This window comes from Pseudomonas sp. R3-41, from assembly GCF_054161485.1.
The window spans coordinates 1,213,167-1,238,956 of the sequence record NZ_CP096421.1; the positions used below are offsets into that span (position 1 = coordinate 1,213,167).

Below are 25,790 nucleotides of genomic sequence, written 5' to 3' on the forward strand. Positions count from 1 at the left end.
CGCCATTGTGACGCCTGGATGATGGATTTGTGACCGGCTCAGCCTTGCCGGGCCAACGCGGTCTCGGCGCCTTGCTCGCGCACCCAGAACAACGTCGCCCCGGCCACCGCCGCCGGCATCATCAGGATGTTCACCACCGGGATCAGTAGCACCAGGTAGACGCTGCCGCCAAAGCCCAGGCTCTGCCAGCGTTTTTCCCGCAGCCAGGCGAGCATTTCGTTCCAGCCCAACTTATGGTTGTCTGCCGGGTAGTCGATGTACTGGATCGCCATCATCCACACGCCGAACAGCAGCCACAGTGGCGCCGCCACCAGATTGACCACGGGGATGAACGACAGCACGAACAGCCCCAGGGCGCGGGGCAGGAAATAACCCAGCTTGCGGGCTTCCCGGCTGAGGGTCCGGGGGATCATGGCGATCAACTCGGCCCAGCTGAAGGCCGGGAAATCGTCGGTGCCACGGATGACCACCTCGACCTTTTCCGCGAGAAAACCGTTGAACGGCGCCGCGATGATGTTGGCGAGCATGGTGAAGGTGAAGAACACCATCAGCACGACGAGCACCACGAACAATGGCCAGAGAACATAGCTGAGGAAACTCAACCATTCCGGCAGCGACGGCATCAGCGTATCGACCCACAGGCTGAACTGATGGCCGGCCAGGTAGATCAATCCGACGAACAGCACCAGGTTGATCGCCAGGGGCAAGAGGACGAACAGGCGCAGGCCCGGGCTCAAGACCAGCTTGAGGCCTTCTCGCAGATATTGCGGGCCGGACAGGACGGGGGCGGGCATAGGTGGCTCCGAGCGAAGATGAACGCGCCGACCTTACCGGCTTTGCCCCGCCCGGGAAAGCGGCGACATGGCGTGTAACAACGTTTCTTGAGGCGAAGGCGCCTATTAAAAGGACCGCCGGGGATAGAGCTCACCTATGAGCTGGATTGTTAAACCGTATTTCCTTAATCTTCGCTCCCTCGATACGCTGCACCCATTCTTTTCCAGGACTGTCGAACCCAAGCCTTCCCCAAGTGCATCAACGGTCCTTTTTTATTCGCGCCGCTCACCCGGCGTTCCGGCCCGCAAGGTCCGGTCAACAGGAGCAGGTCATGTCTGAAGTGCGTCATTCGCGAGTGATTATCCTTGGTTCCGGCCCTGCCGGTTACAGCGCTGCGGTCTATGCCGCCCGTGCCAACCTCAAGCCGCTGCTGATCACCGGCATGCAGGCTGGCGGTCAATTGACCACCACCACCGAAGTCGACAACTGGCCGGGCGACGTCCACGGCCTGACCGGCCCGGCCCTGATGGAGCGCATGAAGGAACACGCCGAGCGCTTCGAGACCGAGATCGTCTTCGATCACATCAATGCCGTGGATTTCGCCGCCAAGCCGTACACCTTGACCGGCGACAGCGCGACCTACACATGTGATGCCCTGATCATCGCCACCGGCGCCAGCGCTCGTTACCTGGGCCTGCCGTCGGAAGAAACGTTCATGGGCAAAGGTGTTTCGGCCTGCGCCACCTGCGACGGCTTCTTCTACCGCAACAAGCCAGTGGCTGTGGTCGGTGGCGGCAATACCGCCGTCGAGGAAGCCCTGTACCTGGCCAACATCGCCAGCACGGTCACCTTGATCCACCGTCGCGAAACCTTCCGCGCCGAGAAGATCCTGATCGACAAGCTCAACGCCCGCGTTGCCGAAGGCAAGATCATCCTCAAGCTCAACGCGACCCTGGACGAAGTGCTGGGCGACAACATGGGCGTGACCGGTGCCCGCCTGAAGAATAATGACGGCAGCTTTGACGAGATCACAGTGGACGGCGTCTTCATCGCCATCGGCCACACCCCGAACACCTCGTTGTTCGAAGGTCAGCTGGAACTCAAGGACGGCTACCTGGTAGTCAAGGGCGGCCGCGATGGCAACGCCACCGCCACCAGCGTCGAAGGTATCTTCGCGGCCGGCGACGTGGCCGACCACGTCTACCGCCAGGCGATCACCTCGGCCGGTGCCGGTTGCATGGCAGCCCTGGACACCGAGCGTTACCTGGATGGCCTGCAGAACGCTTCGTTCTGATTCATCGGGTACAAAAAAACCGGCTTCGGCCGGTTTTTTTGTGCCTGGATATCTGCCGGTGGACCCTGTGGGAGCGGGCTTGCTCGCGAAGGCGGTGTTCCAGTCGACATCGATGCTAACTGACACACCGCCTTCGCGAGCAAGCCCGCTCCCACAAGTCCTCTGTTTGGTCAGAAGATCGATTGTCAGGCCAGCTTCGCCAGGCACGCCTCCAAAATATCCAAACCCTCTTCCAGCACCGCCGGTTCGGTCGTCAACGGCGCCAGCAGCCGGATGATGTGCCGTGATTTGCCGCTGGGCATCAGCAGCAGGCCCGCTTCCCGTGCCAAGGCCAGCAGTTGCGTCAGTTGTGCCGAGGCCGGAGTGCCATCGGCGTGGCTCAGTTCGATGCCGCGCATCGCGCCGACACCGGTCAGGCGGCCCAGGTAAGGGCTCAGCCCGCGACGGCGCCAGGATTCGTAGCGGCTGACGATCGCCTCTTCCTGTTGTGCACCCCAGGCGTTCAGGTTGGCGTCGGTCATTTCGTCCAGGGTCGCCAGTGCGGCGGCGCAGGCAATGGGGTTGCCCGAGTAGGTGCCGCCCAAGCCGCCCTTGGGCAGGTTGTCCAGCAGCGCCTTGCGTCCCACCACTGCTCCCAGGGGCACGCCACCGGCAATGCTTTTGCCCAGCAGCACCAGGTCTGGCTCGATGCCCAACCGGGGGAAGGCAAAGCGCTGGCCGGTGCGGCCGAAGCCGGACTGGATTTCATCGACGATCAGCACAATGCCCTTGTCGTCGCAGAACTGCCGCAGGGCCTGGGCGAAAGGCACATCCATCGCCAGGAAACCGGCTTCGCCCTGCACCGGCTCGACAATGAAGCAGGCCACGTCATTCACGTCGATCTCGACGCTGAACAGCCGCTCCATGGCCTTCAAAGCCTCATCGCAGGTAATGCCGTTGTCCTGGCTGGGGTACGGCAGGTGATACACCGGCCCGGGCAGTACGCCAACTTTCTGTTTGTAGGGCGCGACCTTGCCGTTGAGGTTGAGGGTCGCCAGGGTGCGGCCGTGAAAGGCGCCGTCAAACGCGATCACGGCGGTGCGGCCCGTGGCGCCGCGCACGATCTTCAAGGCATTCTCCGCCGCTTCGGCGCCGCTGTTGGTGAGCATGCCGCTGACGGGGTAGCCCAGCGGGATGAACGCCGCCAGGCGTTCCATCAACTCAATGTAGGGCGCGTGAGGCGCGGCGTTGAAGGCGTAGTGAGTCAGCCGGGTGGCCTGTTCGCGGATCGCCTCGACGATGCGCGGATGGCAATGGCCCAGGTTCAATACACCGATGCCGCCGACGAAATCGATGTAGCGTCTGCCGTCGGTGTCCCAGACCTCGGCATTCTTGCCGTGGCTGAGGCTGACGGGATGCACGATAGAGATCGATTGGCTGATGGTTTCGCTGCTCATGGAGGACGGCCCGGACGAAGGAGAAATTTCCGTTATCTAAGCCGCGAGCAGAGGGGCCCGGCAAACGAAATAAAGTTGCCGGGTCAATCTTAAAAGTCGGGATGTGGTGAGGCGCCGCTTACTTGAGATGTGCAGCCCGTGGCGAGGGAGCTTGCTCCCGCTGGGGCGCGAAGCGGCCCCGAAACCTGGCAACTCGGAGTGTCAGGCAAATTGAGTTTGATTGTTTGGGGCTGCTGCGCAGCCCAGCGGGAGCAAGCTCCCTCGCCACAAAAGCGGACCTGGCTACAGAGCGGGGCTCGGATCAACGCCGCTGCAGCGGCTGCGCCTCAAACGTCACGCCCGCCAGGCCATGGGCCATCAACGCGCGGATATTACCGTGATCGCTGCCTTCGGGCGTGGACAGCACCGAGCGGTAATGTTCGCCAAACGCCAGCAGCGCTTCTTCATCGCTCAAGCCTTCGAGCAGCGCCAGGCCCAGGGTCTTGCACGAACCTTCGTTCTGCCCGGCGGCGTTTTGCACGCCGCCGTTGTTGAAAGCCTGGGGCTGGTAGTCGTAACCGGCGGCGATGAAGGCCAGGGTGTCGGCGAAGGCATGTTCGCCACTCTTGAGGTGGGCACGCAGGGTCGCAAGATCAAGCATCGGGTTTTCCTTTGGCGAACGCCGCCTGTTGTTCGGCGCTGGCTTCTTTCTGGTAGAGAGCTTTCCACTCGGCGTACGGCATGCCGTAGACCGCTTCGCGGGCGTCGTCGAGGCTGACCTCGACCTGGCGCTCATCGGCGGCGGCCTTGTACCACTTGGACAGGCAGTTGCGGCAGAAGCCGGCGAGGTTCATCAGGTCGATGTTCTGCACATCCTTGCGGCTGTCCAGGTGGGCAACCAGCCGACGGAAAGCGGCGGCTTCGAGTTCGAGGCGTTGTTGAGGGGACATAGGATTCACTGCGAATGGAGGAAAAGGACAGCTTCAAGCTTCAAGCTTCAAGCTGCAAGTCAAAAGCCGGATCGCCTTTACTTGCGGCTTGTGGCTAACGGCTTGCAGCTAACGTGATCGATACGGACTCGGCGAAGCGCAAGGCGTGCGGCTTGTCCACTTCGACTTCGGCGTACAGCACCGACTCATTGGCCATGACCAGGTCGAGCAGTTCCTGGGTCAGGCGTTCGAGCAGGGCGAAGCGGTTGCCTTCCACGTGGGCAATGATCGCCTTGGTGATGGTGCGGTAGTTCAGCGCGTGGTCGATGTCGTTGTCGCGCACCGCTTCTTGGGCAGCGTAGAGGATGGTCAGGTTGATCAACACATCCTGCTTGTTGAGGATTTCATCCTCGTTGATGCCGATGAAGGTGCGCAGGCGCAGGTCCTTGACCTTGATACGTGCCATGGCTGGCTGAAGTTGTGGCATTTACTTGCTCCGTCGAATCAATTGCAGGAACTCCTGGCGCGTGGTGCTGGAATCGCGAAAGGCGCCGAGCATCACCGAGGTGTTCATGGTCGAGTTCTGTTTTTCGACACCGCGCATCATCATGCACATGTGCTGGGCCTCGATCACCACCGCCACGCCGGCGGCCTGGGTGACCTGCTGCACCGCGTCGGCGATTTGCCGGGTCAGGTTCTCCTGGATTTGCAGGCGGCGGGCGAACATGTCCACCAACCGGGCGATCTTTGACAGCCCCAAGACCTTGCCGGTAGGAATATAAGCCACATGGGCCTTGCCGATGAAGGGCAACAGGTGATGTTCGCAGAGTGAATAGAGTTCGATGTCGGCGACGATCACCATTTCATCGCTGTCAGAGGCGAACAGCGCGCCGTTGACGATTTGCTCGACGCTTTGTTCATAGCCATGGCAAAGGTACTGCATGGCCTTGGCGGCACGCACCGGGGTATCGAGCAAACCCTCGCGCTCGGGGTTCTCCCCCAGGCCGATGAGGATCTCGCGGTAGTGCTGGGGCAGGGATAGCGTCATGGTGCATCCTCGAAACAAGGCTATTTGACGTGCCGCCCGCCGTTGACGGTCAGGGTCGTGCCGGTGACATAGGGGTTGTCCAGCAGATAACGCAGGCTCTGGTAGATCACTTCGCTGCCAGGTTCGATACCCAGCGCGGACTTGGCCAGGGCCTTGGCGCGGTAAGCCGCGTCGTCTTCGGGGTTGAACAGTAGCAGGGCCGGGGCGATGCCGTTGACCTTGATCGCGGGGGCGAACTTCGCCGCGAACGACAGGGTCAGGCTTTCCAGGCCGGCCTTGGTGGCGCAATAGGCGATATGCCGGGCGCTGCCCTTGCGGGTCACATCATCGCTGATGTGCACGATATCCGCGGGCGTTGAACGCAGCAGCAGTTCGGCGCCATGCAGGTTGATCAGGTAAGGCGCGAGCATGTGCACGCCGAACATGGCGCTGAAGGCCGTCGCTTCGTTGCCAGGCGCCTCGGTCATCCAGGCCGAGGCGTTGTGCACGATGGCCCGCAGTTGGTCGGTGTGCTGCTTGAGTTGTTCGATAAAGGCAAGAATCCCCGTTTCGCTGGCGAAGTCGGCGAACAGCACGATCGCACCCAAGTCCCGCAACGTCTGCACGCCCGGGCGCTCGGTGCGATAGGTCGCGATCACCGGGTGCCCGTCCTCCAGCAAGCGTCGGGCGCAGTGCAGGCCGACGCGCTGGGCTGCACCAGTGATCAGGATAGGAGCGGTGGCGCTGGACATGGGACGGCTCGGTTCACGGCAAGAGCAAAACTATAACAGCGACGGGCAGTGTGTACCTATTGATGGCTAATCCCGCGGATACATCGCCGTATTCCGCTGTGGGAGCGAGCCTGCTCGCGATGTGCTGGGTCAGCCAACACAAATATCGCCTGACACACCGCTATCGCGAGCAGGCTCGCTCCCACAGAGACCGCTGCCAAGGCTGGCAGCATCATCGATTCTGTGTGAAAGGCTTGGTCGGCAATGCCCGCTGCGGCGCGCCGTTGAGCCAGTTCGCCAGCAAATGGGTCGACATCGGAATAAACAGGTAAACCATCAGCGGTGTCAGGATGAGTGTGCTGATCAGCACGCGGTTCAGCAGTCCCAGTTCGCCCAGCAGCGGCCCCAACAGGAAGTTGAACAACAGCGATACGGGAAAGAACGCGAGCCAGATGGCCACGGCCTGTTTCCAGCGAGGCGGACGCTGGCCGACCGCGCCGAACCAGCCATCGATGCCACGCACACGGTGTTCGGATGGATGGGCGAACAGATCACTGCCCCGTCCCAGCCAGGCCGTGCGTGAGGCGGAGTGTTCCCAGGCATGCAGGGTCTGTTCGTCTGCAAACCGAAAGATGATCTGGAATTCATCGTCCTGGGGCGGTGGCGCGAGCACGCCGGAACCCAGGTAGCCGGGAAAGTCGGTGGCCAGTTGTTCGCCTTCGCGCAACCAGGCAATCAGATCTTCATAGCGCCCGTTGGCGACGCGGCGGGCCACCATCAGGGTGACGGGTGAGGTAGACATTATGTATCTCCGTAAGACAGGCGCAGTACTCCGGGTAGGAGATTCGCGGGAGACGCCCCGGGATGGTGGGTAGCGTCTGGTCGCCATAAAACACGCAAGGATTATTCCAAATTGCGCACAAAACAACAAAATCGCACATAAAATGCGTTTTGTTCTTGTCATCGACCGTCTCGGGAGGAGTAGACTGGGATCCAAATTGCCAGTCGGATTGCCTGCCAACATGAGCGTGATCACCGAAGATAGCTTTGTCTTCCAGGCATCAGGTGCCTTGAGGCGGGAAGAGCTTTTTCCCATTCGCGAAGTTGCGCGTATGACCGGCGTGAATCCCGTTACCCTGCGCGCATGGGAGCGGCGCTACGGTTTAATCCAACCCACTCGCACCGAAAGTGGGCATCGCCTGTACTCTTTGAGTGATATCGAAAAAGTGCGCGGCATCCTGGCGTGGATAGACCGCGGGGTAGCCGTAAGCAAAGTGGGAAAGATTCTGGCGAAGACCGAGTCGGTGCAACCGGTCTCCACGCTTATTTCATCGGATCTGGTCAAGGCCGATTACGCCCAGTGGCAGCAACAGGTGGTGGCCGCGGTCGCCAACTTTGACGATGTGGAACTCGACCACGTTTATGGGCAAATTTTTTCCACCTACAGCGTGCCGGTCATCTTCCAGGACATCCTGATGCCGCTTTGGCGACAAATGCTGTGTCGCCAGCCGGAGTTCGGGCAAATCAGTGAGTGGGTGTTTTTCGATGGTTTCCTGCGTTCGCGCATCGTCCAGCGGCTTTTGCTCAAGCGCGAAAGTGGAGTGCCACGTGTCTTGGTCTGTGCCATCGCTGGCCAATGCCGTGAGCTGGAGTTGCTGGTCACGGCGCTGTTCCTGTCCAAGGCGGATGTGGGCGTCAGGGCGCTGTCGATCGGCCTGCCATTCAACGAGCTGACCTTGGTGTGCCAGAAGATCAAGCCGCTGGCATTGGTGCTGGTTTCCAATCATGCGCCGGTCCCGGAATTGCCCAAGCGCCTGGAAAAATTGGCGATGAGCCTGGATTGTCCGTTGATGTTGGCCGGTGATGCATCCGACCTGGCGCAGGAAAGCCTGGCGGGCTCGTCAGTCGCTTGCCTGGGTAACGAAGGAACGGTGATGCGCCAGCGCCTGCGTCAATTTCTGGCAGGCAACCTCGACACCTGAGTGACTAGAGATGCATGGTGGGATGGGTGAGGCGATGTTGCTGCAGGATGTACTGGCGCAGGCGTTCGGTCTCGTCCTGGTCGTTCTGGTTCAGGTGATAGGCCAACAAACCTCTATCGGTTCCCCGTTCGAAGGAACCTCGTAATGAAATCCTCTCGTAGCCTGACGGGCTGAACCACAAGGCAAATTGCTTGGGTGGCTTGGTGCGGCTGCGGTTTTCCAGCAATACACCCTTGCAGGACACTTCATGGACCCAGAGCGGTCCCGGCTGGCCCTTGATATTCTCCAGCGCCACCGGCTCGTCTAGCACCAGGCGCCACGGGCGAATCTTCGGTCCGTCCTCGTAGATGCTTGGCACACCCAGGCGCAGGTGCATCGCATGGAATTCGTCTTCCACCAGATGCAGCGGAAAGGTCATTTGCTGGTTTTCGAAATTGGCTTGCAGCGTCACCTGCTCATTCGCTGCCAGGCGCGTCAGCAAGTCACGGATCTGCGACCCGCCGTTGACCAGCAAGCTCGACGTGACATCCCGCTCATTCAACTGCGGGTTGTGTTGCATGGTCCGGATGAAATCCAGTTCATCCTGCGTCAGAAGGGCATCGCGCTGCATGGTCGGCTCGAAATGATAATTTACATATTCACTGGTGATTGTAGTGACTGACCATTAATTCGTGGTTTTGTTTGCACCGTTCGTCGCTTCTAGCCGTGCAATCGTTTCCCGGGCTTCGGCCAGCTCCTTTTCCAGCTGGATGACGCGTTGTTGAGCCTTGACTTGAGTCGTGACGTTTTTTTGCACACCGATGAAATAGGTGTGCCCGTCAGCCGAGTTTTTCACCGTGGACAGTGACAATTCATTCCAGAACGGCGTGCCGTCCTTGCGGTAGTTGCGCAACACCTCGCGACAGGTACCTCCCTCTCTCAAGGCCTTGCGAATGGGCTCCAGGGAAGGTTGGTCCCGATCACCCGATTGCAGGAAGCGGCAATCCTGATAGAGGATTTCGTCGCGGTGATAGCCGGTCAATCGTTCGAAGGCTGGGTTCACGTAGATCAGGATGTTGTCTTCGCCTTCTTTTTCAGCGATGACAATCCCGTCGTTCGAAGCATCGATGACCAGTTGCATCAGTTGAGCGTTGATCATTGGAAAGCGCCCTTTGAACATTCCTTGATGCAACATCTTAAAAGAAATCGACAGGCTGTCCACTGGCCATCACTGCCGTTGAGAGCCATTCGCAGCCCGGCAGGTGCAGCTGTTACTATCCCGGCTCTTTTTTCAGGTTCAGGATCAGATCGATGAAAGTCGCCATTCTTTCCGGCTCAGTGTATGGCACCGCCGAAGAAGTCGCCCGGCACGCCGCCAAACTGCTTCGCGACGCGGGCTTCGACGCCTGGCACGACCCTCGCGCGACGTTGACGGATGTGCAGGCGTTCGCGCCAGAGGCCTTGCTGGCGGTGACGTCCACGACCGGCATGGGTGAGTTGCCAGACAGTTTGATGCCGTTGTATTCGATCATCCGCGACCAATTGCCAGGGTCCTTTCGCGGCTTGCCTGGCGCGGTGATCGGCCTGGGTGACGCCAGCTATGGGGACACCTTCTGCGCCGGCGGCGAGCAGATGGGCGAGTTGTTCGCCGAACTGGGCGTGCGCGAGGTGTTGCCGATGCTGCGCCTGGATGCCAGCGAAAGCGTCACCCCGGAAACCGATGCCGAGCCGTGGCTTGCCGAATTGATCGAAAAGTTGCGCCCCTGAAGCGAATCCGGTGACTCGTTTGGCCAGTAAGCTGGCTGCCAATGCAACTACCGCCTCTGAAAGACCTGACTAGACTGATTTTCTTGCGTAAGACGTTTTGATGACGAGACTCCTATAACTAGAAACCAGAGGTCAGAGCCGTGAGCGTAGCGCCCGTCCAAACGACACTCAGTATCAAGGAACAGGTCAGTGCCGCCGAATGGCAAACCCGGGTGGACCTGGCCGCCTGTTATCGGCTTGTCGCGCTGCATGGCTGGGATGACCTGATCTTCACCCATATCTCCGCGAAGGTCCCCGGCACCGAGGATTTCCTGATCAACCCCTTCGGGTTGATGTTCCATGAAGTCACCGCTTCGAGCCTGGTCAAGGTCGATCAGGCTGGCAACAAGTTGATGGACAGCCCCTACGACATCAACCCGGCCGGCTACACCATCCACAGCGCGGTGCATGAGGTGCGCCATGATGTCGCCTGTGTGTTGCACACCCACACCGCCGCCGGCGTTGCGGTATCGGCCCAGAAGCAAGGAGTGTTGCCGATCAGCCAACAAGCGCTGTTCGTGCTGTCGAGCCTGGCCTATCACGCCTACGAAGGGGTGGCCTTGAATCACGAAGAAAAGGCGCGCCTGCAGGCCGACCTGGGCGAATGCAATTTCCTGATGCTGCACAACCATGGCTTGCTGACATGCGGCGGCACCATCGCCGATACCTTCCTGATGATGTTTACCTTTCAACGGGCCTGTGACATCCAGGTCCTGGCCCAGAACGGCGGGGCCGAATTGATCGCCATCGAGCCGCAGATTCTGGCCGGCGCCCGAGCGATGATCGCCGGCGTGACCAAAAGCGCCCAGGGCATGGGCGGTGCGTTGGCCTGGCCGGCATTGCTGCGCAAGCTCGATCAACGCGATACCGGGTATAGCAGCTGATGCCCCTGGCCCAGATCCCCCTGCGTATCTGGCGCCAGCGCAGCCAGATCTTCCTGTTCCGTGGCCATGCCATCCGTTATTGGGTGGCGGGGCAGGGCGAGCCGCTGCTGTTGATCCACGGTTTCCCCACCGCCAGTTGGGATTGGCATTACCTGTGGCAACCCTTGGCGCAACGCTACCGGGTGATCGCATGTGACATGCTCGGTTTCGGCGACTCGGCCAAGCCGACGGATCACGTCTATAGCCTGCTGGAGCAGGCCGATCTGCAACAGGCCTTGCTGGCGCACCTGAGTGTGAAGGGCGCGGTGCATCTGCTGGCCCACGATTACGGCGACAGCGTGGCCCAGGAGCTGCTCGCGCGGCACTACGACGCGCGCATCCACCTCGCCAGTTGTGTCTTTCTCAATGGCGGTCTGTTCCCTGAAACCCACCGTCCGGTATGGGCCCAGAAAGTTCTGCTAAGTCCCCTGGGCTGGCTCTTGGGGCGAATGTTCTGCCGGGAAAGCCTGGCCAGCAGCTTTCGGCAGATTTTCGGGCCCTCGACCGGCCCTACCGAAAGCGAACTGGATGACTTCTGGAGCCTGGTGGAGGCCCATCGCGGTCCGCGGATCATGCACAAACTCATCGCCTATATTCCCGAGCGCCGTGTGCAGCGTGATCGCTGGGTGCAGGCGATGCAACGCGGCGAAGTGCCGTTGCGGGTGATCGATGGCGCGGTTGATCCGATTTCCGGTGAGCACATGGTGGCGCGCTACGAGGCCCTGATCCCCAACCCGGACACGGTGTTGCTGCCCGACATCGGCCACTATCCGCACACCGAGGCCCCGGTGCAGGTGCTCAAGCATTACCTGGCGTTTCGCGAAGCCATCGCCGTGCCGCACAGGCAAATGGCCTGTTCCTGACGACTTGGCATTTGTAGGAGCGAACCTGTGTGGGAGCGGGCTTGCTCGCGAAGGCGTCAGCACATTCAACATCCATTCTGACTGGAAAACCGCTTTCGCGAGCAAGCCCGCTCCCACAGTAGATCGAGGTTGAATACAGAATTTGTGGGCGACAAAAGTCCCGTGTGGGAGCGAGCCTGCTCGCGAAGGCGTCAGCACATTCAACATCCATTCTGACTGGAAAACCGCTTTCGCGAGCAAGCCCGCTCCCACAGTAGATCGAGGTTGAATACAGAATTTGTGAGCACCAAAATCCCCTGTGGGAGCGAGCCTGCTCGCGATGGCGTCAGCACATCCAACATCTGTCCTGACTGAAACACCGCTTTCGCGAGCAGGCTCGCTCCCACAGGGCTTGGGCCCGCATCATCCCCCCGCCTTATCGGCCACCATTCACTGGCAACCGTGTTGATTGTGACCGGTCGACAGGTGCCCGACACTCGTGCCCATTGTCCTATTCGCCTGCTGGAGTTCTGCCATGAGTGAGTCTGTGCGCTTCGAAGATAAAGTCGTGATCGTCACGGGAGCCGGCGGTGGCCTGGGACGCGCCCACGCGCTGCTATTCGCCAGACAAGGCGCGAAAGTGCTGGTCAACGACCTGGGCGGCTCGGCTCAAGGGGAAGGGGCCAATGCCTCGGCAGCGGACCGGGTGGTTGCCGAAATCCGTGACGCGGGCGGCATCGCCGAGGCCAACCATGACTCGGTAACCGACGGCGACAAGCTGGTCCAAAATGCGCTCGACGCGTTCGGTCGTGTCGATGTAGTGGTCAACAATGCCGGGATCCTGCGGGACAAGACGTTTCACAAAATGGACGACGCCGACTGGGACCTGGTCTACCGCGTCCACGTCGAGGGCGCCTACAAGGTGACCCGGGCCGCTTGGCCGCACCTGCGTGAGCAAAATTACGGGCGGGTGATCTTCACCGCATCCACCTCCGGCATCTACGGCAACTTCGGCCAATCCAACTACGGCATGGCCAAGCTTGGCCTCTATGGCTTGACCCGAACCCTGGCCATCGAAGGCCGCAAGAACAACATCCTGGTCAATGCCATCGCCCCCACCGGCGGCACCCGCATGACCGAAGGCCTGATCCCGCCGCAGGTGTTCGAGCAACTCAAGCCTGAACTCGTCAGCCCACTGGTGGTTTACCTGGCCAGCGAGACTTGCCAGGAAACCTCCGGCCTGTTCGAAGTGGGCGGCGGCTGGATGGGCAAGGTGCGCTGGGAACGCAGCCTGGGCGCTGGCTTCGATCCACGCAAAGGCTTTTCCCCTGAAGACGTCGCCGCCCATTGGCAGCAGATCTGCGATTTCCAGGATGCGGTACACCCGAATGACAACCTGGAAGCCTTGAAGGAAATGATGGCGAATCTGCAACGGCACGCCATTTAACAGTTATAGCCCGCGCCGGTTGCTGTCAGCACAGTAACCGGTTCAGGGAAAATACTTCTTCACCAGGGCCGCCAGGTTCGCGGCGGTCTCGACGTCCATCACACCGTCATACTTGGCCGGGCGAAAGTGCAACTGAAATGCTCTTACCAGGCGCTGGAAACCTGCACCGGTCGTGGCCGCCGAAGTGTCATAGCCGTATCGTTTGAATAGCCCGACCAATTGTTCGCGAAGAGGAATTCCATTGGCTCGATACGCCTGCATGAATTCTTCTTGAGTGGCGTCATCGAACCATGCACCCATGCCCTTGAGATACAACGCGTGCCAGGGGAACATCGGACCCGGATCGCTCTTGCGCCCGGCGGCGATATCCGAATGCGCTACCACATTGACCGGGCTGATGTCCTGGTAGCGCTTGAGAATGTCCAGTGCCAGGTATTCGATGGCCTCGATCTGCTGGGCCTTGTAGGGCGGAAAAGTTAATTGGCCTTGGTTATCGGTGGCCAGGTTGACAATTTCCACGCCGATCGAGCTGTCGTTCAGGTTGCTGCGATTTCCCCAACTGCTCACACCTGCATGCCAGGCCCGCTGGTTCTCGTCCACCAGGTTGAAAATCTGCGGTTCCTTGAAACCCTCTTTCAAATAGGTGGGGTCGGTGAAGTCGGGAATCAGGTAATGGGCGCTGACGGAAGGGCCGGTCAATGCATTGACGGACGATGCGAAGTTGCCGGCGGTGTAATGGAAAACCAAAAAACGAACGCGGCTGTTAAAACCTTTTTTTGAACGATAGCTTGTATTGTTTATTTGCATTCTCTGTACTCGCTGGTCAATAAATCGAAGCGATATGCTGCGATTGCTTTCAGCGTAACAGTGGTTTTTTTATGTGCGCGTAGTTGGATTCTGGCTTTGTTGTAGGAACGGGCGCTTAGAGGCTAAGGATTTTTTAATGGCGACAAAAAAGCCCTTTTGCTACGGGCTAGCGGCAGCGAAAGGGCACCGATTTAAACAGAATCAGGATTGCTTGAATCCAGGTTTTCCATTGGAGGAACGCCAGGTTTTCACTTTGTGGACTATTTGTTCAGGAGTGTTATGGCCGTCTTCCGGATAATAGATTAGGTCTGAGCCGGAAGGGTGCTCTGAAATTCTTTCAAATTCTAGAACGGCTGCTGTGTGAGCTTTTTCCGAAGGATAATCCACGTAACAGATCTTTATCACGAATGCCAGGAATTCTGACTCAGTCATTTCCACTATCGCTTTGCTCATTGTTTGTGCTCTCGGTGGGTTTCAATGTGCCGTTTAGGTGTCATTACGTTAATGTTGTCAATGTTGTAAACCTCACCGCCTAGGTGAATGTATTTTTTGTGGTGCAGCTCATATTTGTTACGGCTGCCAGCGCGTTCAGCCTTGTTGACAATGGCTGACATCCCTTTCTTCATCAGCTCCAGGTTGTACTGATCAAATTGTTGGGAAAGTACCGGATCATTAGCAACCTCCCTCCAAAAAGCCTCCCGAAACGCCTTGAAGTTCCTAAATTCCTTCCCCCTCAACTGATCCGCAATCTGCGACGGAATGGCTGCCCCTTCACCTTTCGATGCTGCGTCCATCCACCCACCTGAAACCGGAGCTCCCATCCCCAGCGCAACCCCAGGGTCCTCCCGTCGATCCCTGAACATGACGTACAGAGGCGGCAGGCCTGAGTCGATTGGGAAAACGAAAACATAATCATCGAAGCTGTCTGCGGTTATTTCGGGGAATGGATCGATCCTTCCCTCTATGGGCGTTACCGATGCGCCTGTATAAACAGGCGGGGCGGGCGGCTCGGCGGGAAGGGTCGTGGAACTGTTTCCGGGTTGAACGACCGGCGTCCACATCAAGGTTCTGGGTGGGGTTTCTTCAGTTGTAGCGGTGTAGAGATTTTGTTGAGCGCTATAGGTAACCGGAACCACTTTGACTTTCGACGGATGGGTTATGCCGTCAGTGTTGATCACGAGGATTTCGGATTGACCATCCACGGTCGCTTGAGAAGTGAGGCGTACCGGCAAGTCGACGAATCTGTCGGTCGCCGCGATTGCATGCAAATCGTGGTGATGTGTCGGTGCGAGTTCCGAGAGTGGCGTGCTGAACGCATATCGCTCGGGCAATTCACCGTTCGCCAGCTTGGGCGAATAGAGCAGCGCCGCAAAACCCGCCAAGGTCGGCGCAGCCACTGCGGTGAGCGACTCGATAGCCATGGCGACTGCGGCTCGTAGCGCGGCCTGGATTGCCAAGGTCGCTTCCGAACTTATGGCCAGGCTACTGCCGACAAGCGTGAACACCGGACCGGCTGCGGCTGCCGCGCCAGGTATCGGATAGGCGCGCCCCGCCAGGACTTGTTCCAGTGCTTGTGCCTGGGCTACGCGTAGGATCTCGGCTTCGGCTGCCTTGCGTGCCTCTTCCGCGGAAGCCCATTCAGAAGAATTGTTAAAGACGGTATAGATGGGCGGAATACCCGACTCAACCGGGAACACCGTGACGAATCCACTACCAAAATCGTAATCCTCCAGATCCGGATTCTTCTCGACCCCTCCGGTTATGGCCCAGGGGGTCCCGCCCTCATAGAGGTCGATCTTCGGCACGATCGATGGCAGTGTCGTGGATGCTTCCGTTTCTTTTACGATAGGCGTCCAGGTCATCAAGGTGGATGAGCCATCTGGGCTGTAGGATTTGTAGACGTTGCTGTGAGGGTCGAGTGTTGCAAGCCTGACCGGCACGCTGGAGGGCACCGATGTTCCGTCGGCACTCGCGACGACGAACATCATTTCGTCGTCGGCGGTCATGGAACCCAGCACCACCGGGAGATTGGCCTCTCCTTTCGATGTTGCGATTGCCAGCAAATCATCGGTGTTGGCTGGAGCTAGTTCTGACAGCGGAACACTCAGGGCGTAGCGTTCTTCGTTGCCCAGCTCCGACGGGTCAATCAGTGACGCGAACCATGCAACAGTGGGTGATGCCATTGCGGTAACTGTTTTTAGGGTCGCCGAAACCGCGGTGCGCAACTCATCCGTGATGCCCGAGGCGGTCACCCGGTTGGGAGCGAAGGTCCCGCCTGCGATTGTAAATACTGGGCCGGCGGCTGCCGCGGCGCCCGATACAGGAAATGTACGGGTAGCCCGGGCTGGTTGACGTGCCTTTTGAACTTCTGCCTGACGCCTCGCTTCCTCCGCCTCAAGTTCTTCAGCAGCGGCCCACCTTTTGGCCTCCCATAAGGCCATGGCGGCATCGTGGGCTTGTTTAGCTGCTACTGTTGCGGCAATCCGCGTAATCCGTGCTCGTTCTTCAGCAGCGCGTTTAGCCTCGGCTTCGGCGGCCTTGCGCGCCTGTTCCTGAGCCACGCGTTTGGCTTCAACTTGAGCCTTTGCCCGAGCCTCAGCGGCTTTTTTTGCGTTTGCCTGGGCAATGGCTTTGTTGTGTGCGGTTAAGCGAGCATCCAATAGCTTGATCTGCTCAGCCAGGAATTTTGCCTCGTACGCCGCAGCATAAGAGACATTCCACTTGGAAATTGCTTTGTAGTAAGCCCTTTGTCCTCCGCGACGGCCAACGAGCTCGAACCCCTTACGACGAGCGTCTTGAAACTTGTGAGTCAGTGGATCATGACCATAATAAAGATTGGCTATCGCTATATGTTCTTGATGATCTTTTCTCGCTTTGAACAGTTGTAGCTTGAGTGTTCGTAATTCAATTTCGGCCGCATCGGTTCCACGCGGGACCACCGCAGCAACGGCTGCTCTTGTTTTTGCGAGTTCGGCGTTGGTTATATGGGTAATATTTTTGATATTTTCTTTGAAGAGCTCTTCGGTGGATGTGTTACTTTCATCCAGCCAATCAATGGCATAATCAACGGCATCGTATGCACGATCGGAGTGGTCTGGGCCTGATACGCCTCTTGCGCTAAATCCATAACCATTAGATGACGAAGGCGTGCGGGGTATGCCTCTATTCACAAGGATATTTTTTTCTTGCTGCATATCGAGTTCCTTTCGAATCGAATCTGAATAGCCATGCCGTGACTCAATACGTGCAGTCGTTCATGGCTATTTCCTTGGTCGCCCATCCTGCGCGACCAAGGAAACTATAAGTTCGAACTCCACATGCAGGCAGGTGAGCCTTTCCGACAACACTGTAGGAAACAAGAAGTTTTAACTCGGAAACAGTCGCACATAAAAAAGGCCGCTGTAAAAACAGCGGCCTAAGCGTGACGTTGCAAAGGAGCTACAAACCAACGTCGATAAGCACGGGATGATGGACCGATGCGCCAATCCATCCGAATGACGGTGCGCCAGGCGTGAGGGGTGCCGTGGCGACTTGCGTTTGCAGGCCCGTTGCCCTGCAAGCCCGGCCAGCATAGGGATCGAGCCCGGTGGGAAACAGCCCGGATCCGGACATGCACCGTTGCAGGGCGCGTAACAGTCGTCGGCGAGGCAGGGGTATGCGCGGCGCTGATAACCCATCATCCAATCCATCCATGCACGCCTCAAAGGCCCGATGTGCAAGGGCTGTCATCCTTTGGAGGTACAGCGTGAATACCTCCTTGGTGCGCTTATCGCCCATAGCATCCGGCAGTAGGGTGAAGGCTCTGTCACTCATCGGGGAAGACGCATGACAACAATAACAATGCGCGCCATCTTCAAGCCGCAGGCGCTGGCCGTCGCGGTGGCCTTGGGTTGCTGTGCCCAGGCGCAGGCCGTTTCATTCAACATTGGCGAGATCGAGGGTCAGTTCGATTCGTCGCTGTCCGTGGGCGCGAGCTGGGGCATGCGCGATGCCGACAAGGACCTGGTCGGTACGGTCAATGGTGGTACGGGCCAATCCTCCACCGGTGATGATGGACGGCTGAATTTCAAGAAAGGCGAGACCTTTTCAAAAATCTTCAAGGGCCTGCACGACCTCGAGCTCAAGTACGGCGATACCGGTGTGTTCGTGCGCGGCAAGTACTGGTACGACTTCGAGCTCAAGGATGAAGGCCGCGAGTTCAAGGACATCAGCGACAGCAATCGCAAGGAGGGCGCCAAGTCCTCGGGGGCGCAGATTCTTGATGCCTTCGTCTACCACAACTATTCCATCGCCGATTTGCCAGGCACTGTTCGCGCCGGCAAGCAGGTGGTCAGTTGGGGGGAAAGTACTTTCATCGGCAACTCCATCAACAGCATCAACCCGGTGGACGTGTCCGCGTTCCGTCGCCCCGGTGCGGAGATCAAGGAAGGCCTGATTCCGGTGAACATGCTGTTCGCCTCCCAGGGGCTGACCGACAAACTCACCATCGAAGGGTTCTACCAGTTGGAGTGGGACCAGACCGTGGTGGATAACTGCGGTACGTTCTTCGGCAACGACGTGGTGGCTGACGGTTGCACCAGTGGCTACACCGTAGGCAGCCCGGCGATTGCGCCGTTCGTGCCCTTGACCCAGGCATTCGGCGAGGAGATCCAGGTGTCCAGCGAAGGGGTGATCATTCCCCGTGGCGGCGATCGTGACGCCCGGGACTCCGGCCAGTGGGGCACGGCGTTGCGCTGGCTTGGCGATGACACCGAGTACGGCCTGTACTTCATGAATTACCACAGCCGTACGCCTACTGTCGGAACCACCACGGCGGGGCTCTCGACGCTGGCGGCGTTGCCGGGCATGGTCGCGATTGCCAACGGGCTGGCCCCCGGCAGCGGCGCGGGCCTGGCGCAAAGCGTGATGTTGGGTCGCGGTGGGTATTACCTTGAATACCCAGAAGACATCCGCCTGTACGGCGCCAGTTTCTCCACGACGCTGCCCACCGGCACCGCCTGGACTGGGGAAGTCAGCTACCGTCCCAACGCGCCGGTGCAGGTCAATACCAACGACCTGACCCTGGCCCTGGTCAACCCGATTGCCGGTGGCGCCGCATCGCCCATCGCCACCTCGCCTGGCGCCGACAACACCGGTTACCGCCGCAAGGAAATCACCCAGGTCCAGAGCACCCTGACGCATTTCTTCGACCAGGTATTGGGCGCTGATCGCCTGACCTTGGTCGGCGAAGCGGCGGTGGTGCATGTCGGTGGCCTGGAGTCCAAGGACACGCTGCGTTATGGCCGGGATTCGGTCTATGGCCAATACGGCTTCCAGGGCGACACCGACGGTTTCGTCACTTCGACGTCCTGGGGTTATCGCGCCCGGGCGATTCTCGATTACTCCAACGTGATCGGCGGGGTGAACTTCAAGCCCAACCTGTCCTGGTCCCACGACGTGGCGGGCTATGGCCCCAATGGTTTGTTCAACGAAGGCGCCAAGGCCGTCAGTGTTGGTGTCGATGCCGATTACCGCAACACCTACACCGCCAGCTTGAGCTACACCGACTTTTTTGGCGGCGATTACAACGTTCTCGAAGACCGCGATTTCCTCGCGCTGAGCTTCGGCGTGAACTTCTGATCTGGCTGACAAGGAAAACCCAATGCGCAAGATGATCCTGCAATGCGGTGCCCTGGCCTTGAGCCTGCTGGCCGTGAACGTGATGGCGGCGGTGTCGCCGGAGGAAGCGAACAAACTGGGCACCAGCCTTACGCCGTTGGGCGCGGAAAAAGCCGGCAATGCCGATGGCTCGATTCCGGCCTGGACTGGCGGCATCCCGAAAAACGCCGGGGCGGTGGACAGCAAGGGCTTTCTGGCCGACCCGTTCGCCAATGAAAAACCACTGTTCACCATCACCGCCGCGACTGTGGACAAGTACAAGGACAAACTCTCCGAAGGGCAGGTCGCGATGTTCAAGCGCTACCCGGAGACTTACAAGATCCCGGTCTACCCGACCCATCGCAGTGTCGGCCTGCCGCCGGAAATCTACGAGTCGGCCAAGCGCAGCGCCCTCAATGTAACGTCCATCAACGACGGTAACGGCTTGTCGAATTTTACCGGCAACCGCTACTACGCCTTCCCGATTCCCAAGAACGGCGTGGAAGTGCTGTGGAACCACGTTACCCGTTATCACGGTGGCAACCTGCGCCGGGTCATCACCCAGGTCACGCCGCAGACCAATGGCAGCTTCACGCCGATCCGCTTCGAAGAAGAAATCGCCGTGCCGTTCCTGATCAAGGACGCCGACCCGGAAAAGGCCAGCAACGTGCTGACCTATTTCAAGCAATCGGTCACCGCTCCGGCGCGCCTGGCCGGTAACGTGTTGCTGGTGCATGAGACCCTCGACCAAGTGAAGGAGCCGCGCCTGGCATGGATCTACAACGCCGGCCAGCGCCGTGTGCGTCGCGCCCCGCAAGTGGCCTACGACGGCCCGGGTACCGCCGCCGACGGGTTGCGTACCTCCGACAACTTCGACCTGTTTTCCGGGGCGCCGGACCGCTACGACTGGAAGCTGATCGGCAAGAAGGAAATGTACATTCCATACAACAGCTACAAACTCGATTCGCCGAGCCTCAAGTACGACGATGTGGTCAAGGCCGGTCACATCAACCAAGACCTGACCCGCTACGAGCTGCACCGGGTCTGGGAAGTGGTGGGGACGGTCAAGCCCAGCGAGCGGCACATTTATGCCAAGCGCCACATGTACATCGACGAGGACAGCTGGCAGGCGGCGCTGGTGGATCACTATGACGGTCGCGGCCAACTGTGGCGGGTGGCCGAAGGTCATGCCCAGTTCTATTACGACCATCAGAACCCGGGCTACACCCTTGAAGCGCTCTACGACATCATCGCCGGCCGCTACATCGCGCTGGGGATGAAGAACGAAGAGAAGCACAGTTACGAGTACGGCTTCGAGGCCAGGGCGGCCGACTACACGCCGGCGGCGTTGCGTTCGACCGGGGTTCGGTAAGTCCTTTCCTGAGTGATGAGGGCTCGTGGCGAGGGAGCTTGCTCCCGCTGGGGCGCGCAGCGGCCCTGAAACCAGGCAGCTCGATGTATCAGGTGCATCGAGTGGTCCTTTTTGAGGCTGCTGCGCAGCCTAGCGGGAGCAAGCTCCCTCGCCACGGGACCGAGTCTGATTTGAACCAGACATGACGACCGGCAGCGCCCCTGCCGGTCGTTTTTTTATGGGCGCCAATCAGCGCGCTGAATACTTCTCCAAAGGTCGGCGACACAGGTCTAGGGTGGTGAGATAACAATAAACAGGATCGCCCACATGACCGCCATGACCCCGTGTCCGGACCGTCCAGGATTGCTGCCTCGCCTGTCCTCGACGCATGTGCCGCGGCGGTCCCTGAGCGAGCCGTTGCTGATTTCCGAAGCGCGGGTAAAGCTGCTCTGCGCGCCGGCGGGCAGTGGCAAGAGTGCGTTGTTTGCCGAGTGTTTTTTGCAGGCTCCCAGTGACTGCCGGCTGCATTGGTTGCCCCTGGGGGGCGCGGCGTTGAGCACGGTGCAAATGTGCGAGTGCCTGGCACAGACCCTCGGGTTGCCGATGCTGGACGAAGCGGGGCTGTTGGCTCATCTGGCCCGTTTGCAAACGCCCACCTGGTTGTTCCTGGACGACTATTGCCGGGTACCGAATCCCGAACTGGACCAGTTGCTCGATCGTCTGTTGAATACCAGCAGTCCGGCGTTGCACCTTTGGCTCAACGGTCGCCGTCGTCCCCATTGCAACTGGCCGCGGCTGCTGCTCGACGACGAGCTGCATGAGCTTGACCCGCAGGCGCTGTTTTTCACCCCTGACGATGTCGAGCCCCTGCTTCGTCATCTGCCCGGTCCCCAGGCTGCCCGCACGGCCCGCGAGGTGATCCAGCGCAGTGGCGGCTGGTGTGCCGGGGTGCGCATCAGCTTGCTTGAGCGCTGCGAATGGGCACGCAGTCATGTGGCGCCGGGACGGCCACGAACCTTGGTCGACTACTTGGAGTACGAGCTGTTCAGCACGCTGACCCCGGAACTGGCAGAGGCCTGGCGGGTGCTGGCGCATCTGCCGCGCTTCAATGCACGGCTGTGCGAGCACCTGTTCGGCGACACGGTGGGCGCGCAATGCCTGCCGTTGTTGCTGGAGCTGGGTTGTTTCATCGAACCGTGGGAGCAGACCTCGGATTGGTTGCAGATTTTCCCGGCCCTGGCCCGGTTGGTGCGTGAAGAGCCCTGGTCCCAGGGCCGCTCCTGGCATCGACGGGCCTGCCAATGGTTTGCGGCCGAGCAGGACTGGCAAATGGCATTCGAGCAAGCGATGTTGGCCGAGGAGTTCGAGACCGCCGTCAGTTTCTTGCAGCATTTGAGCTTCGAGCACGTCTTGCAGCGCCGCAACGTGGTGCTGTTGCTGAGCTTGCACGATCAACAAGGCGACGCGCTGACCCTCGGTACGCCGCAATCGGTGGGGCTGGTCACCGCTGCGCTGTTGTTCGCCGGGCGCTTCGACCAGGCGTCAATGTGCATCGAACAACTGGCCAGATTTATGCCGCAGCCTTCGGCCTGTCGGCAGCGACAGGTGCTGGCCAGGTGGCAGGTCTTGCAGGGCTGGTTGTTGCATCTCTCGGGCGATGGCGAACCGGCGCGCGAGCATTTTCTCCAGGCCCAGGCCAGCCTGGACACGGAGGCCTGGTCCCAACGGGTGCTGTGCCTGGGTGGGCTGACGCAGCAGGCGCTGCTGGCTGGCGATCTGGCCTCGGCGCAATGGATCAACCGCCAGGCGTTGTGCCTGGCGCGTGCACAGGGTTCGCTGGTCTTCGAGGGCTTGCTGGAGCTGGATCACGCCCAGGTTCTGGAGCAACGCGGCGCACCGCATCGGGCCGATCATTTACTGGCCGCCGTCCAGGCGCTGCTGGATAAACCGGGCCAGGATTTTTCTCCGTTGTTGGGGCGTATTGCCTTGCGGCGCGGGCGCCTGGCGCTGCGCATGGGCTTTGAGGAACTGGCCGCCGAGCACTTTCAAACCGGCCTGGAAACGGGCCTGCTCAGCCAGGACAAACAGGTGCTCTATGGCTTTCTCGGCAAGGCCTGCCTGGCGGCCAACCAAGGCGACTATGGCGAGGCCTTCATGCATTTGCGTGATGCCGAGCGGACCATGCAGCAGCGGCACATCCCCGACACCGTTTACCGCGGCGTGTTGCTGCAAACCAGCTGCCAGTTCTGGTTGCAGCAGGGACGGGCGGAACTGGCCTATGAAGCCTTGACCCGAGTCTTGCGGCACTTTCGCGGACCCCAGGCCAAGCACGCGCCTCCCGCGACCCTGGAGTTGATCGCGCGACTTGAATACCTGCTGGTGCTCGCCGAGGTCTACTTGCAACGGGCGCAGGAACCACAGGTGCGCCTGCAGGCCATGATCGCCCAGGCACAGCACGGTGAAATGCACAGCCTGGAAACCGAACTGCACCTGGTGCTGACAGAGGTCGTCTGGTTGTCCGGCGATCGTGCCCAGGCCCGTTCACTTTTGCAGGAAGGTCTCAAGCGAGTTACTTGCTGGCGGGCCCAGCAAGCCTTATGCGAGCTGCGCTTGCGCCAGCCCGAGCTGTTGCGCTGGGGCCAATCGGCAGAACAGGTCGAGTCGCCTGCCACCGTCGAGGACACCTTGCTCAGTCATCGCGAACTGGAGGTCCTGGAGCTGATTGCCCAAGGTCATTCAAACCAACAGATAGCCGAACAGTTGTTCATATCACTGCATACGGTGAAAACCCATGCGCGACGAATCCACAGCAAGTTGGGCGTACAACGGCGTACGCAAGCGGTGGCGAAAGCCAAGGTCATGGGGGTGATGGGTTAGGGCGATGAATGCTTGAAACTTCACGCACGCTTACACTTACTTTTTTACAGTCGGCTATTAGCCTGTGTATAACGGCGTGACTGAAGTTCAGCGATAAGTTGCGACTTCAGTTGAACCGAGATGCCGTGCTGTTGCATTCAACCGCACCATCAATAACGGCTCGAACAGGAAGTTCGAGGCCATGAAATGACAAGGACGTCTAATATGAATACCCCGTTGTTCTCTTCCCACTCCGAAAGACTGATCGCCCTGAAGAACACCCGCGTGGATTTTGCCGTGCAGGTGCTGTTGGGTCATTACCTGGAGCCACTGGGCATCAACCCATTCACTGCCTACGTGAATACATTGAAGAACTTCCCAAGTCCTGAATTGGGAAGCTCCCGAACATTGTTCGACGAAACCCTGGCCTGCGTTGAAAAGCAACACCTGCCCACTTATACGCAAGGCATCAGCAATCTATTCAGCAAACGTTATTCCTTTGCCGCTGAAGACCAGCTCAAGACATTGGACTTGATAGCATTTGAAAAAATCGTCATAGACATTGTTGCAAGTTTGACTCAACAGCCGGCAATCGAGCTGTCCCTGCGTCCCCTCAGGCCCTTGATCGCCGAGGACGTGCATGGCGCATTGAAAGTCCACGCGCCTAATATCAACCCCGGCGGCGTATATGTGACCAGCTTCATTGAGGATGACACCGGCCAGCGCCTGGTGTCGTCTTCCGAGGGGTTGGTCGAGTACCTGCTGGGCCATTTCCAGAATGATGTGATTCCTTATCACTCGGAGGGCAACCACCAGGGTATCTATACCGTTCGCTTCAGCGGGGAAGACAGCCATGTCCATCCGCAATTGATCACTACGCACCTCAATGATCTAGTGATCAGGATTGTCCCGGATTTCCTCGACTGATCCTGGCGCCGCCTCATACCCCATCCGCCAACTCACGGCCCGAGTCGCCGCCAACAATCGTTGCGCCGCCGGGCCGTTTTCGTCGGCGTGGAACAACGAGGTCGGGCCAACGATGGTCATCACCGCCTTCACCTCGCCGACGGCATTGAAGACCGGGGCGGACAAGGCGTCCACGCCCGGCATCAGCAAGCCATGCACATGGTGCAGGCCGCGGCTGCGGATCTGCTCGCAGAGGGTGGCATAGACGCGGTCGTCGGCCAGGGCGTGGTGCTCGGTGCCTTGCACTTCCTGCTCGCGCAGGCCGATGGTCTCGCGCGCCGGCAAATAAGCACTGAACACCAGCCCGGTGGACGAACTGAGCAACGGCAAGACCGAGCCCAGTTGCGTCACCACGGTCACGGCTCGCACGGCGGGTTCGATGCGAACCACGGTCGCGCCATGGTTGCCCCACACGGCGAGGAAGCAGGTTTCGTTCAAGTCGTCGCGCAACTCGGCCAGGGGCAGGGCGGCCACTTGCAGCACGTCCATGCCATTCAGCGCTGCCAGGCCCACACGCAGGGCTTCACGGCCCAGGCCGTAGTGGTTGGTGGCGGCGTTCTGCTCGGCAAACCCGCTGGCGATTAACGCCTGCAAGTAGCGATGGACCTTGCTCGCCGGCATTTGCACATGTTCGGCCAGGCGCGACAGCGACGTGGAGGGGGAGAGTTCGGCCAGGGCCTTGAGAATGTCGGTGCCGACTTCGGCCGAGCGAACTTTCTGTTTACCGTTGCTGAGCGGGATTTCCATGGAGGCGCAGGGTCCAGAGGCGAATGGGCTAATGCCTGTCAGTTAAGTGGATAGCACGGGCAAACACATAAACCGTGGCGAGGGAGCTTGCTCCCGCTGGGCCGGTCCGACGCCTCGGGCGTAGCAGCCCCAAAAACAGGGCCGCTTCGCGACCCAGCGGGAGCAAGCTCCCTCGCCACAGGGTTACTGTCGGGTTTTATTTCGCTTAACTGATCGGCATTGGGGCGAATGGGCGTCTTTATAGCTTGACGGTGGTTACTGAGCAAATTACGTTATG

At 59.7% G+C, this 25,790-nt stretch carries 24 protein-coding genes; 10 read left to right on the forward strand and 14 right to left on the reverse strand.

Annotated elements, in window-relative coordinates:
- Nucleotides 1-38: 38 nt before the first annotated feature.
- Nucleotides 39-794, reverse strand: coding sequence for a sulfate transporter CysZ (cysZ, locus tag M1D99_RS05490; RefSeq protein ID WP_186729782.1), 756 nt, complete (start codon nucleotides 792-794; stop codon nucleotides 39-41).
- A gap of 311 nt (nucleotides 795-1,105) precedes the next feature.
- Here cysZ and trxB point away from each other — a divergent pair, with 311 nt between their 5' ends.
- Entirely contained in the window at nucleotides 1,106-2,068 is a 963-nt protein-coding gene (gene trxB / locus M1D99_RS05495; RefSeq protein WP_186705044.1) for a thioredoxin-disulfide reductase, read from the forward strand.
- 185 nt (nucleotides 2,069-2,253) lie between these two features.
- Here trxB and M1D99_RS05500 read toward each other — a convergent pair whose 3' ends face one another.
- The 7 genes from M1D99_RS05500 to M1D99_RS05530 all read right to left on the reverse strand — a co-directional run bounded on the left by M1D99_RS05500 (nucleotide 2,254) and on the right by M1D99_RS05530 (nucleotide 6,972).
- Nucleotides 2,254-3,504, reverse strand: coding sequence for a 2-aminoadipate transaminase (locus M1D99_RS05500; RefSeq protein WP_458131486.1), 1,251 nt, complete (start codon nucleotides 3,502-3,504; stop codon nucleotides 2,254-2,256).
- Nucleotides 3,505-3,805: 301 nt separating this feature from the next.
- Nucleotides 3,806-4,144 carry a HopJ type III effector protein gene (locus M1D99_RS05505; protein ID WP_434574376.1) on the reverse strand — a complete coding sequence of 113 codons (339 nt, stop codon included), beginning with the start codon at nucleotides 4,142-4,144 and terminating at the stop codon, nucleotides 3,806-3,808.
- Complete coding sequence (locus M1D99_RS05510) at nucleotides 4,137-4,433, reverse strand: DUF1244 domain-containing protein (RefSeq protein WP_434574377.1); 297 nt, start codon at nucleotides 4,431-4,433, stop codon at nucleotides 4,137-4,139. The genes M1D99_RS05505 and M1D99_RS05510 overlap by 8 nt, the downstream gene beginning before the upstream one ends.
- A 94-nt stretch (nucleotides 4,434-4,527) precedes the next feature.
- Nucleotides 4,528-4,899 (reverse strand): dihydroneopterin triphosphate 2'-epimerase, encoded by a 372-nt coding sequence (gene folX / locus M1D99_RS05515; protein WP_003178065.1) that lies wholly within the window; start codon nucleotides 4,897-4,899, stop codon nucleotides 4,528-4,530.
- On the reverse strand, nucleotides 4,900-5,460 hold the full coding sequence (folE, locus tag M1D99_RS05520) for a GTP cyclohydrolase I FolE (protein ID WP_186705049.1): 561 nt from the start codon (nucleotides 5,458-5,460) through the stop codon (nucleotides 4,900-4,902). It abuts the gene before it with no gap.
- Between the two features lie 20 nt (nucleotides 5,461-5,480).
- On the reverse strand, nucleotides 5,481-6,191 hold the full coding sequence (folM, locus tag M1D99_RS05525; protein WP_434574378.1) for a dihydromonapterin reductase: 711 nt from the start codon (nucleotides 6,189-6,191) through the stop codon (nucleotides 5,481-5,483).
- 211 nt (nucleotides 6,192-6,402) lie between these two features.
- A complete protein-coding gene (locus tag M1D99_RS05530; RefSeq protein WP_434574379.1) occupies nucleotides 6,403-6,972 on the reverse strand; it encodes an antibiotic biosynthesis monooxygenase in 570 nt (189 codons plus the stop codon).
- 220 nt (nucleotides 6,973-7,192) lie between these two features.
- Between M1D99_RS05530 and M1D99_RS05535 the strand changes: the two genes are divergently transcribed.
- Entirely contained in the window at nucleotides 7,193-8,152 is a 960-nt protein-coding gene (locus tag M1D99_RS05535; protein ID WP_458131487.1) for a MerR family transcriptional regulator, read from the forward strand.
- A 4-nt stretch (nucleotides 8,153-8,156) separates the two neighbouring features.
- Here the strand turns inward: M1D99_RS05535 and M1D99_RS05540 are convergent, their stop codons facing one another.
- Nucleotides 8,157-8,762, reverse strand: a complete 606-nt coding sequence (locus M1D99_RS05540; protein ID WP_458131488.1) for a hypothetical protein — start codon at nucleotides 8,760-8,762, stop codon at nucleotides 8,157-8,159.
- Between the two features lie 54 nt (nucleotides 8,763-8,816).
- Entirely contained in the window at nucleotides 8,817-9,290 is a 474-nt protein-coding gene (locus tag M1D99_RS05545; RefSeq protein WP_458132116.1) for a PAS domain-containing protein, read from the reverse strand.
- Nucleotides 9,291-9,442: 152 nt separating this feature from the next.
- Between M1D99_RS05545 and M1D99_RS05550 the strand changes: the two genes are divergently transcribed.
- From M1D99_RS05550 to M1D99_RS05565, 4 genes are all read left to right on the forward strand, one after another.
- Entirely contained in the window at nucleotides 9,443-9,898 is a 456-nt protein-coding gene (locus tag M1D99_RS05550; RefSeq protein WP_186705054.1) for a flavodoxin, read from the forward strand.
- A gap of 140 nt (nucleotides 9,899-10,038) precedes the next feature.
- Entirely contained in the window at nucleotides 10,039-10,821 is a 783-nt protein-coding gene (locus M1D99_RS05555; RefSeq protein WP_434574381.1) for a class II aldolase/adducin family protein, read from the forward strand.
- Nucleotides 10,821-11,723 (forward strand): alpha/beta fold hydrolase, encoded by a 903-nt coding sequence (locus M1D99_RS05560; protein WP_186705056.1) that lies wholly within the window; start codon nucleotides 10,821-10,823, stop codon nucleotides 11,721-11,723. Before M1D99_RS05555 ends, M1D99_RS05560 begins: the two co-directional genes overlap by 1 nt.
- A 514-nt stretch (nucleotides 11,724-12,237) precedes the next feature.
- Nucleotides 12,238-13,149: an SDR family oxidoreductase gene (locus M1D99_RS05565; protein WP_186705057.1), complete on the forward strand. Its 912-nt coding sequence runs from the start codon at nucleotides 12,238-12,240 to the stop codon at nucleotides 13,147-13,149.
- A 42-nt stretch (nucleotides 13,150-13,191) separates the two neighbouring features.
- Here M1D99_RS05565 and M1D99_RS05570 read toward each other — a convergent pair whose 3' ends face one another.
- From M1D99_RS05570 to M1D99_RS05580, 3 genes are all read right to left on the reverse strand, one after another.
- Nucleotides 13,192-13,956, reverse strand: a complete 765-nt coding sequence (locus M1D99_RS05570) for an N-acetylmuramoyl-L-alanine amidase (protein ID WP_434574382.1) — start codon at nucleotides 13,954-13,956, stop codon at nucleotides 13,192-13,194.
- Nucleotides 13,957-14,157: 201 nt separating this feature from the next.
- Nucleotides 14,158-14,409 (reverse strand): bacteriocin immunity protein, encoded by a 252-nt coding sequence (locus tag M1D99_RS05575; protein WP_434574383.1) that lies wholly within the window; start codon nucleotides 14,407-14,409, stop codon nucleotides 14,158-14,160.
- The gene (locus tag M1D99_RS05580) at nucleotides 14,406-17,150 is read right to left on the reverse strand and encodes an S-type pyocin domain-containing protein (protein WP_458131489.1); all 2,745 of its coding nucleotides are present in this window, start codon (nucleotides 17,148-17,150) and stop codon (nucleotides 14,406-14,408) included. Before M1D99_RS05580 ends, M1D99_RS05575 begins: the two co-directional genes overlap by 4 nt.
- A 631-nt stretch (nucleotides 17,151-17,781) precedes the next feature.
- Between M1D99_RS05580 and M1D99_RS05585 the strand changes: the two genes are divergently transcribed.
- From M1D99_RS05585 to M1D99_RS05600, 4 genes are all read left to right on the forward strand, one after another.
- Nucleotides 17,782-19,575 carry a DUF1302 domain-containing protein gene (locus tag M1D99_RS05585; RefSeq protein ID WP_186729772.1) on the forward strand — a complete coding sequence of 598 codons (1,794 nt, stop codon included), beginning with the start codon at nucleotides 17,782-17,784 and terminating at the stop codon, nucleotides 19,573-19,575.
- A 22-nt stretch (nucleotides 19,576-19,597) separates the two neighbouring features.
- Nucleotides 19,598-20,965 (forward strand): DUF1329 domain-containing protein, encoded by a 1,368-nt coding sequence (locus tag M1D99_RS05590; RefSeq protein ID WP_186705062.1) that lies wholly within the window; start codon nucleotides 19,598-19,600, stop codon nucleotides 20,963-20,965.
- A gap of 306 nt (nucleotides 20,966-21,271) precedes the next feature.
- Nucleotides 21,272-23,821 (forward strand): helix-turn-helix transcriptional regulator, encoded by a 2,550-nt coding sequence (locus M1D99_RS05595; RefSeq protein ID WP_434574385.1) that lies wholly within the window; start codon nucleotides 21,272-21,274, stop codon nucleotides 23,819-23,821.
- A gap of 204 nt (nucleotides 23,822-24,025) precedes the next feature.
- Nucleotides 24,026-24,727, forward strand: a complete 702-nt coding sequence (locus M1D99_RS05600; RefSeq protein ID WP_458131490.1) for a hypothetical protein — start codon at nucleotides 24,026-24,028, stop codon at nucleotides 24,725-24,727.
- Here the strand turns inward: M1D99_RS05600 and M1D99_RS05605 are convergent.
- The gene (locus tag M1D99_RS05605) at nucleotides 24,692-25,513 is read right to left on the reverse strand and encodes an IclR family transcriptional regulator (protein WP_434574387.1); all 822 of its coding nucleotides are present in this window, start codon (nucleotides 25,511-25,513) and stop codon (nucleotides 24,692-24,694) included. The genes M1D99_RS05600 and M1D99_RS05605 overlap by 36 nt on opposite strands.
- Nucleotides 25,514-25,790 lie beyond the last annotated feature (277 nt).

Bases quoted from the DNA above. Each gene is read 5' to 3' on its own strand.
- M1D99_RS05535 (WP_458131487.1), top strand. From the start codon at position 7,193: ATGAGCGTGATCACCGAAGATAGCTTTGTCTTCCAGGCATCAGGTGCC.
- M1D99_RS05500 (WP_458131486.1), bottom strand. From the start codon at position 3,504: ATGAGCAGCGAAACCATCAGCCAATCGATCTCTATCGTGCATCCCGTC.
- cysZ (WP_186729782.1), bottom strand. From the start codon at position 794: ATGCCCGCCCCCGTCCTGTCCGGCCCGCAATATCTGCGAGAAGGCCTC.
- M1D99_RS05550 (WP_186705054.1), top strand. From the start codon at position 9,443: ATGAAAGTCGCCATTCTTTCCGGCTCAGTGTATGGCACCGCCGAAGAA.
- M1D99_RS05590 (WP_186705062.1), top strand. From the start codon at position 19,598: ATGCGCAAGATGATCCTGCAATGCGGTGCCCTGGCCTTGAGCCTGCTG.
- M1D99_RS05605 (WP_434574387.1), bottom strand. From the start codon at position 25,513: ATGGAAATCCCGCTCAGCAACGGTAAACAGAAAGTTCGCTCGGCCGAA.
- M1D99_RS05600 (WP_458131490.1), top strand. From the start codon at position 24,026: ATGAATACCCCGTTGTTCTCTTCCCACTCCGAAAGACTGATCGCCCTG.
- M1D99_RS05580 (WP_458131489.1), bottom strand. From the start codon at position 17,150: ATGCAGCAAGAAAAAAATATCCTTGTGAATAGAGGCATACCCCGCACG.
- M1D99_RS05540 (WP_458131488.1), bottom strand. From the start codon at position 8,762: ATGCAGCGCGATGCCCTTCTGACGCAGGATGAACTGGATTTCATCCGG.
- M1D99_RS05595 (WP_434574385.1), top strand. From the start codon at position 21,272: ATGACCGCCATGACCCCGTGTCCGGACCGTCCAGGATTGCTGCCTCGC.
- M1D99_RS05545 (WP_458132116.1), bottom strand. From the start codon at position 9,290: ATGATCAACGCTCAACTGATGCAACTGGTCATCGATGCTTCGAACGAC.
- M1D99_RS05510 (WP_434574377.1), bottom strand. From the start codon at position 4,433: ATGTCCCCTCAACAACGCCTCGAACTCGAAGCCGCCGCTTTCCGTCGG.
- M1D99_RS05560 (WP_186705056.1), top strand. From the start codon at position 10,821: ATGCCCCTGGCCCAGATCCCCCTGCGTATCTGGCGCCAGCGCAGCCAG.
- M1D99_RS05585 (WP_186729772.1), top strand. From the start codon at position 17,782: ATGACAACAATAACAATGCGCGCCATCTTCAAGCCGCAGGCGCTGGCC.
- M1D99_RS05505 (WP_434574376.1), bottom strand. From the start codon at position 4,144: ATGCTTGATCTTGCGACCCTGCGTGCCCACCTCAAGAGTGGCGAACAT.
- folE (WP_186705049.1), bottom strand. From the start codon at position 5,460: ATGACGCTATCCCTGCCCCAGCACTACCGCGAGATCCTCATCGGCCTG.
- M1D99_RS05565 (WP_186705057.1), top strand. From the start codon at position 12,238: ATGAGTGAGTCTGTGCGCTTCGAAGATAAAGTCGTGATCGTCACGGGA.
- trxB (WP_186705044.1), top strand. From the start codon at position 1,106: ATGTCTGAAGTGCGTCATTCGCGAGTGATTATCCTTGGTTCCGGCCCT.
- folM (WP_434574378.1), bottom strand. From the start codon at position 6,191: ATGTCCAGCGCCACCGCTCCTATCCTGATCACTGGTGCAGCCCAGCGC.
- M1D99_RS05530 (WP_434574379.1), bottom strand. From the start codon at position 6,972: ATGTCTACCTCACCCGTCACCCTGATGGTGGCCCGCCGCGTCGCCAAC.
- M1D99_RS05570 (WP_434574382.1), bottom strand. From the start codon at position 13,956: ATGCAAATAAACAATACAAGCTATCGTTCAAAAAAAGGTTTTAACAGC.
- M1D99_RS05575 (WP_434574383.1), bottom strand. From the start codon at position 14,409: ATGAGCAAAGCGATAGTGGAAATGACTGAGTCAGAATTCCTGGCATTC.
- folX (WP_003178065.1), bottom strand. From the start codon at position 4,899: ATGCCACAACTTCAGCCAGCCATGGCACGTATCAAGGTCAAGGACCTG.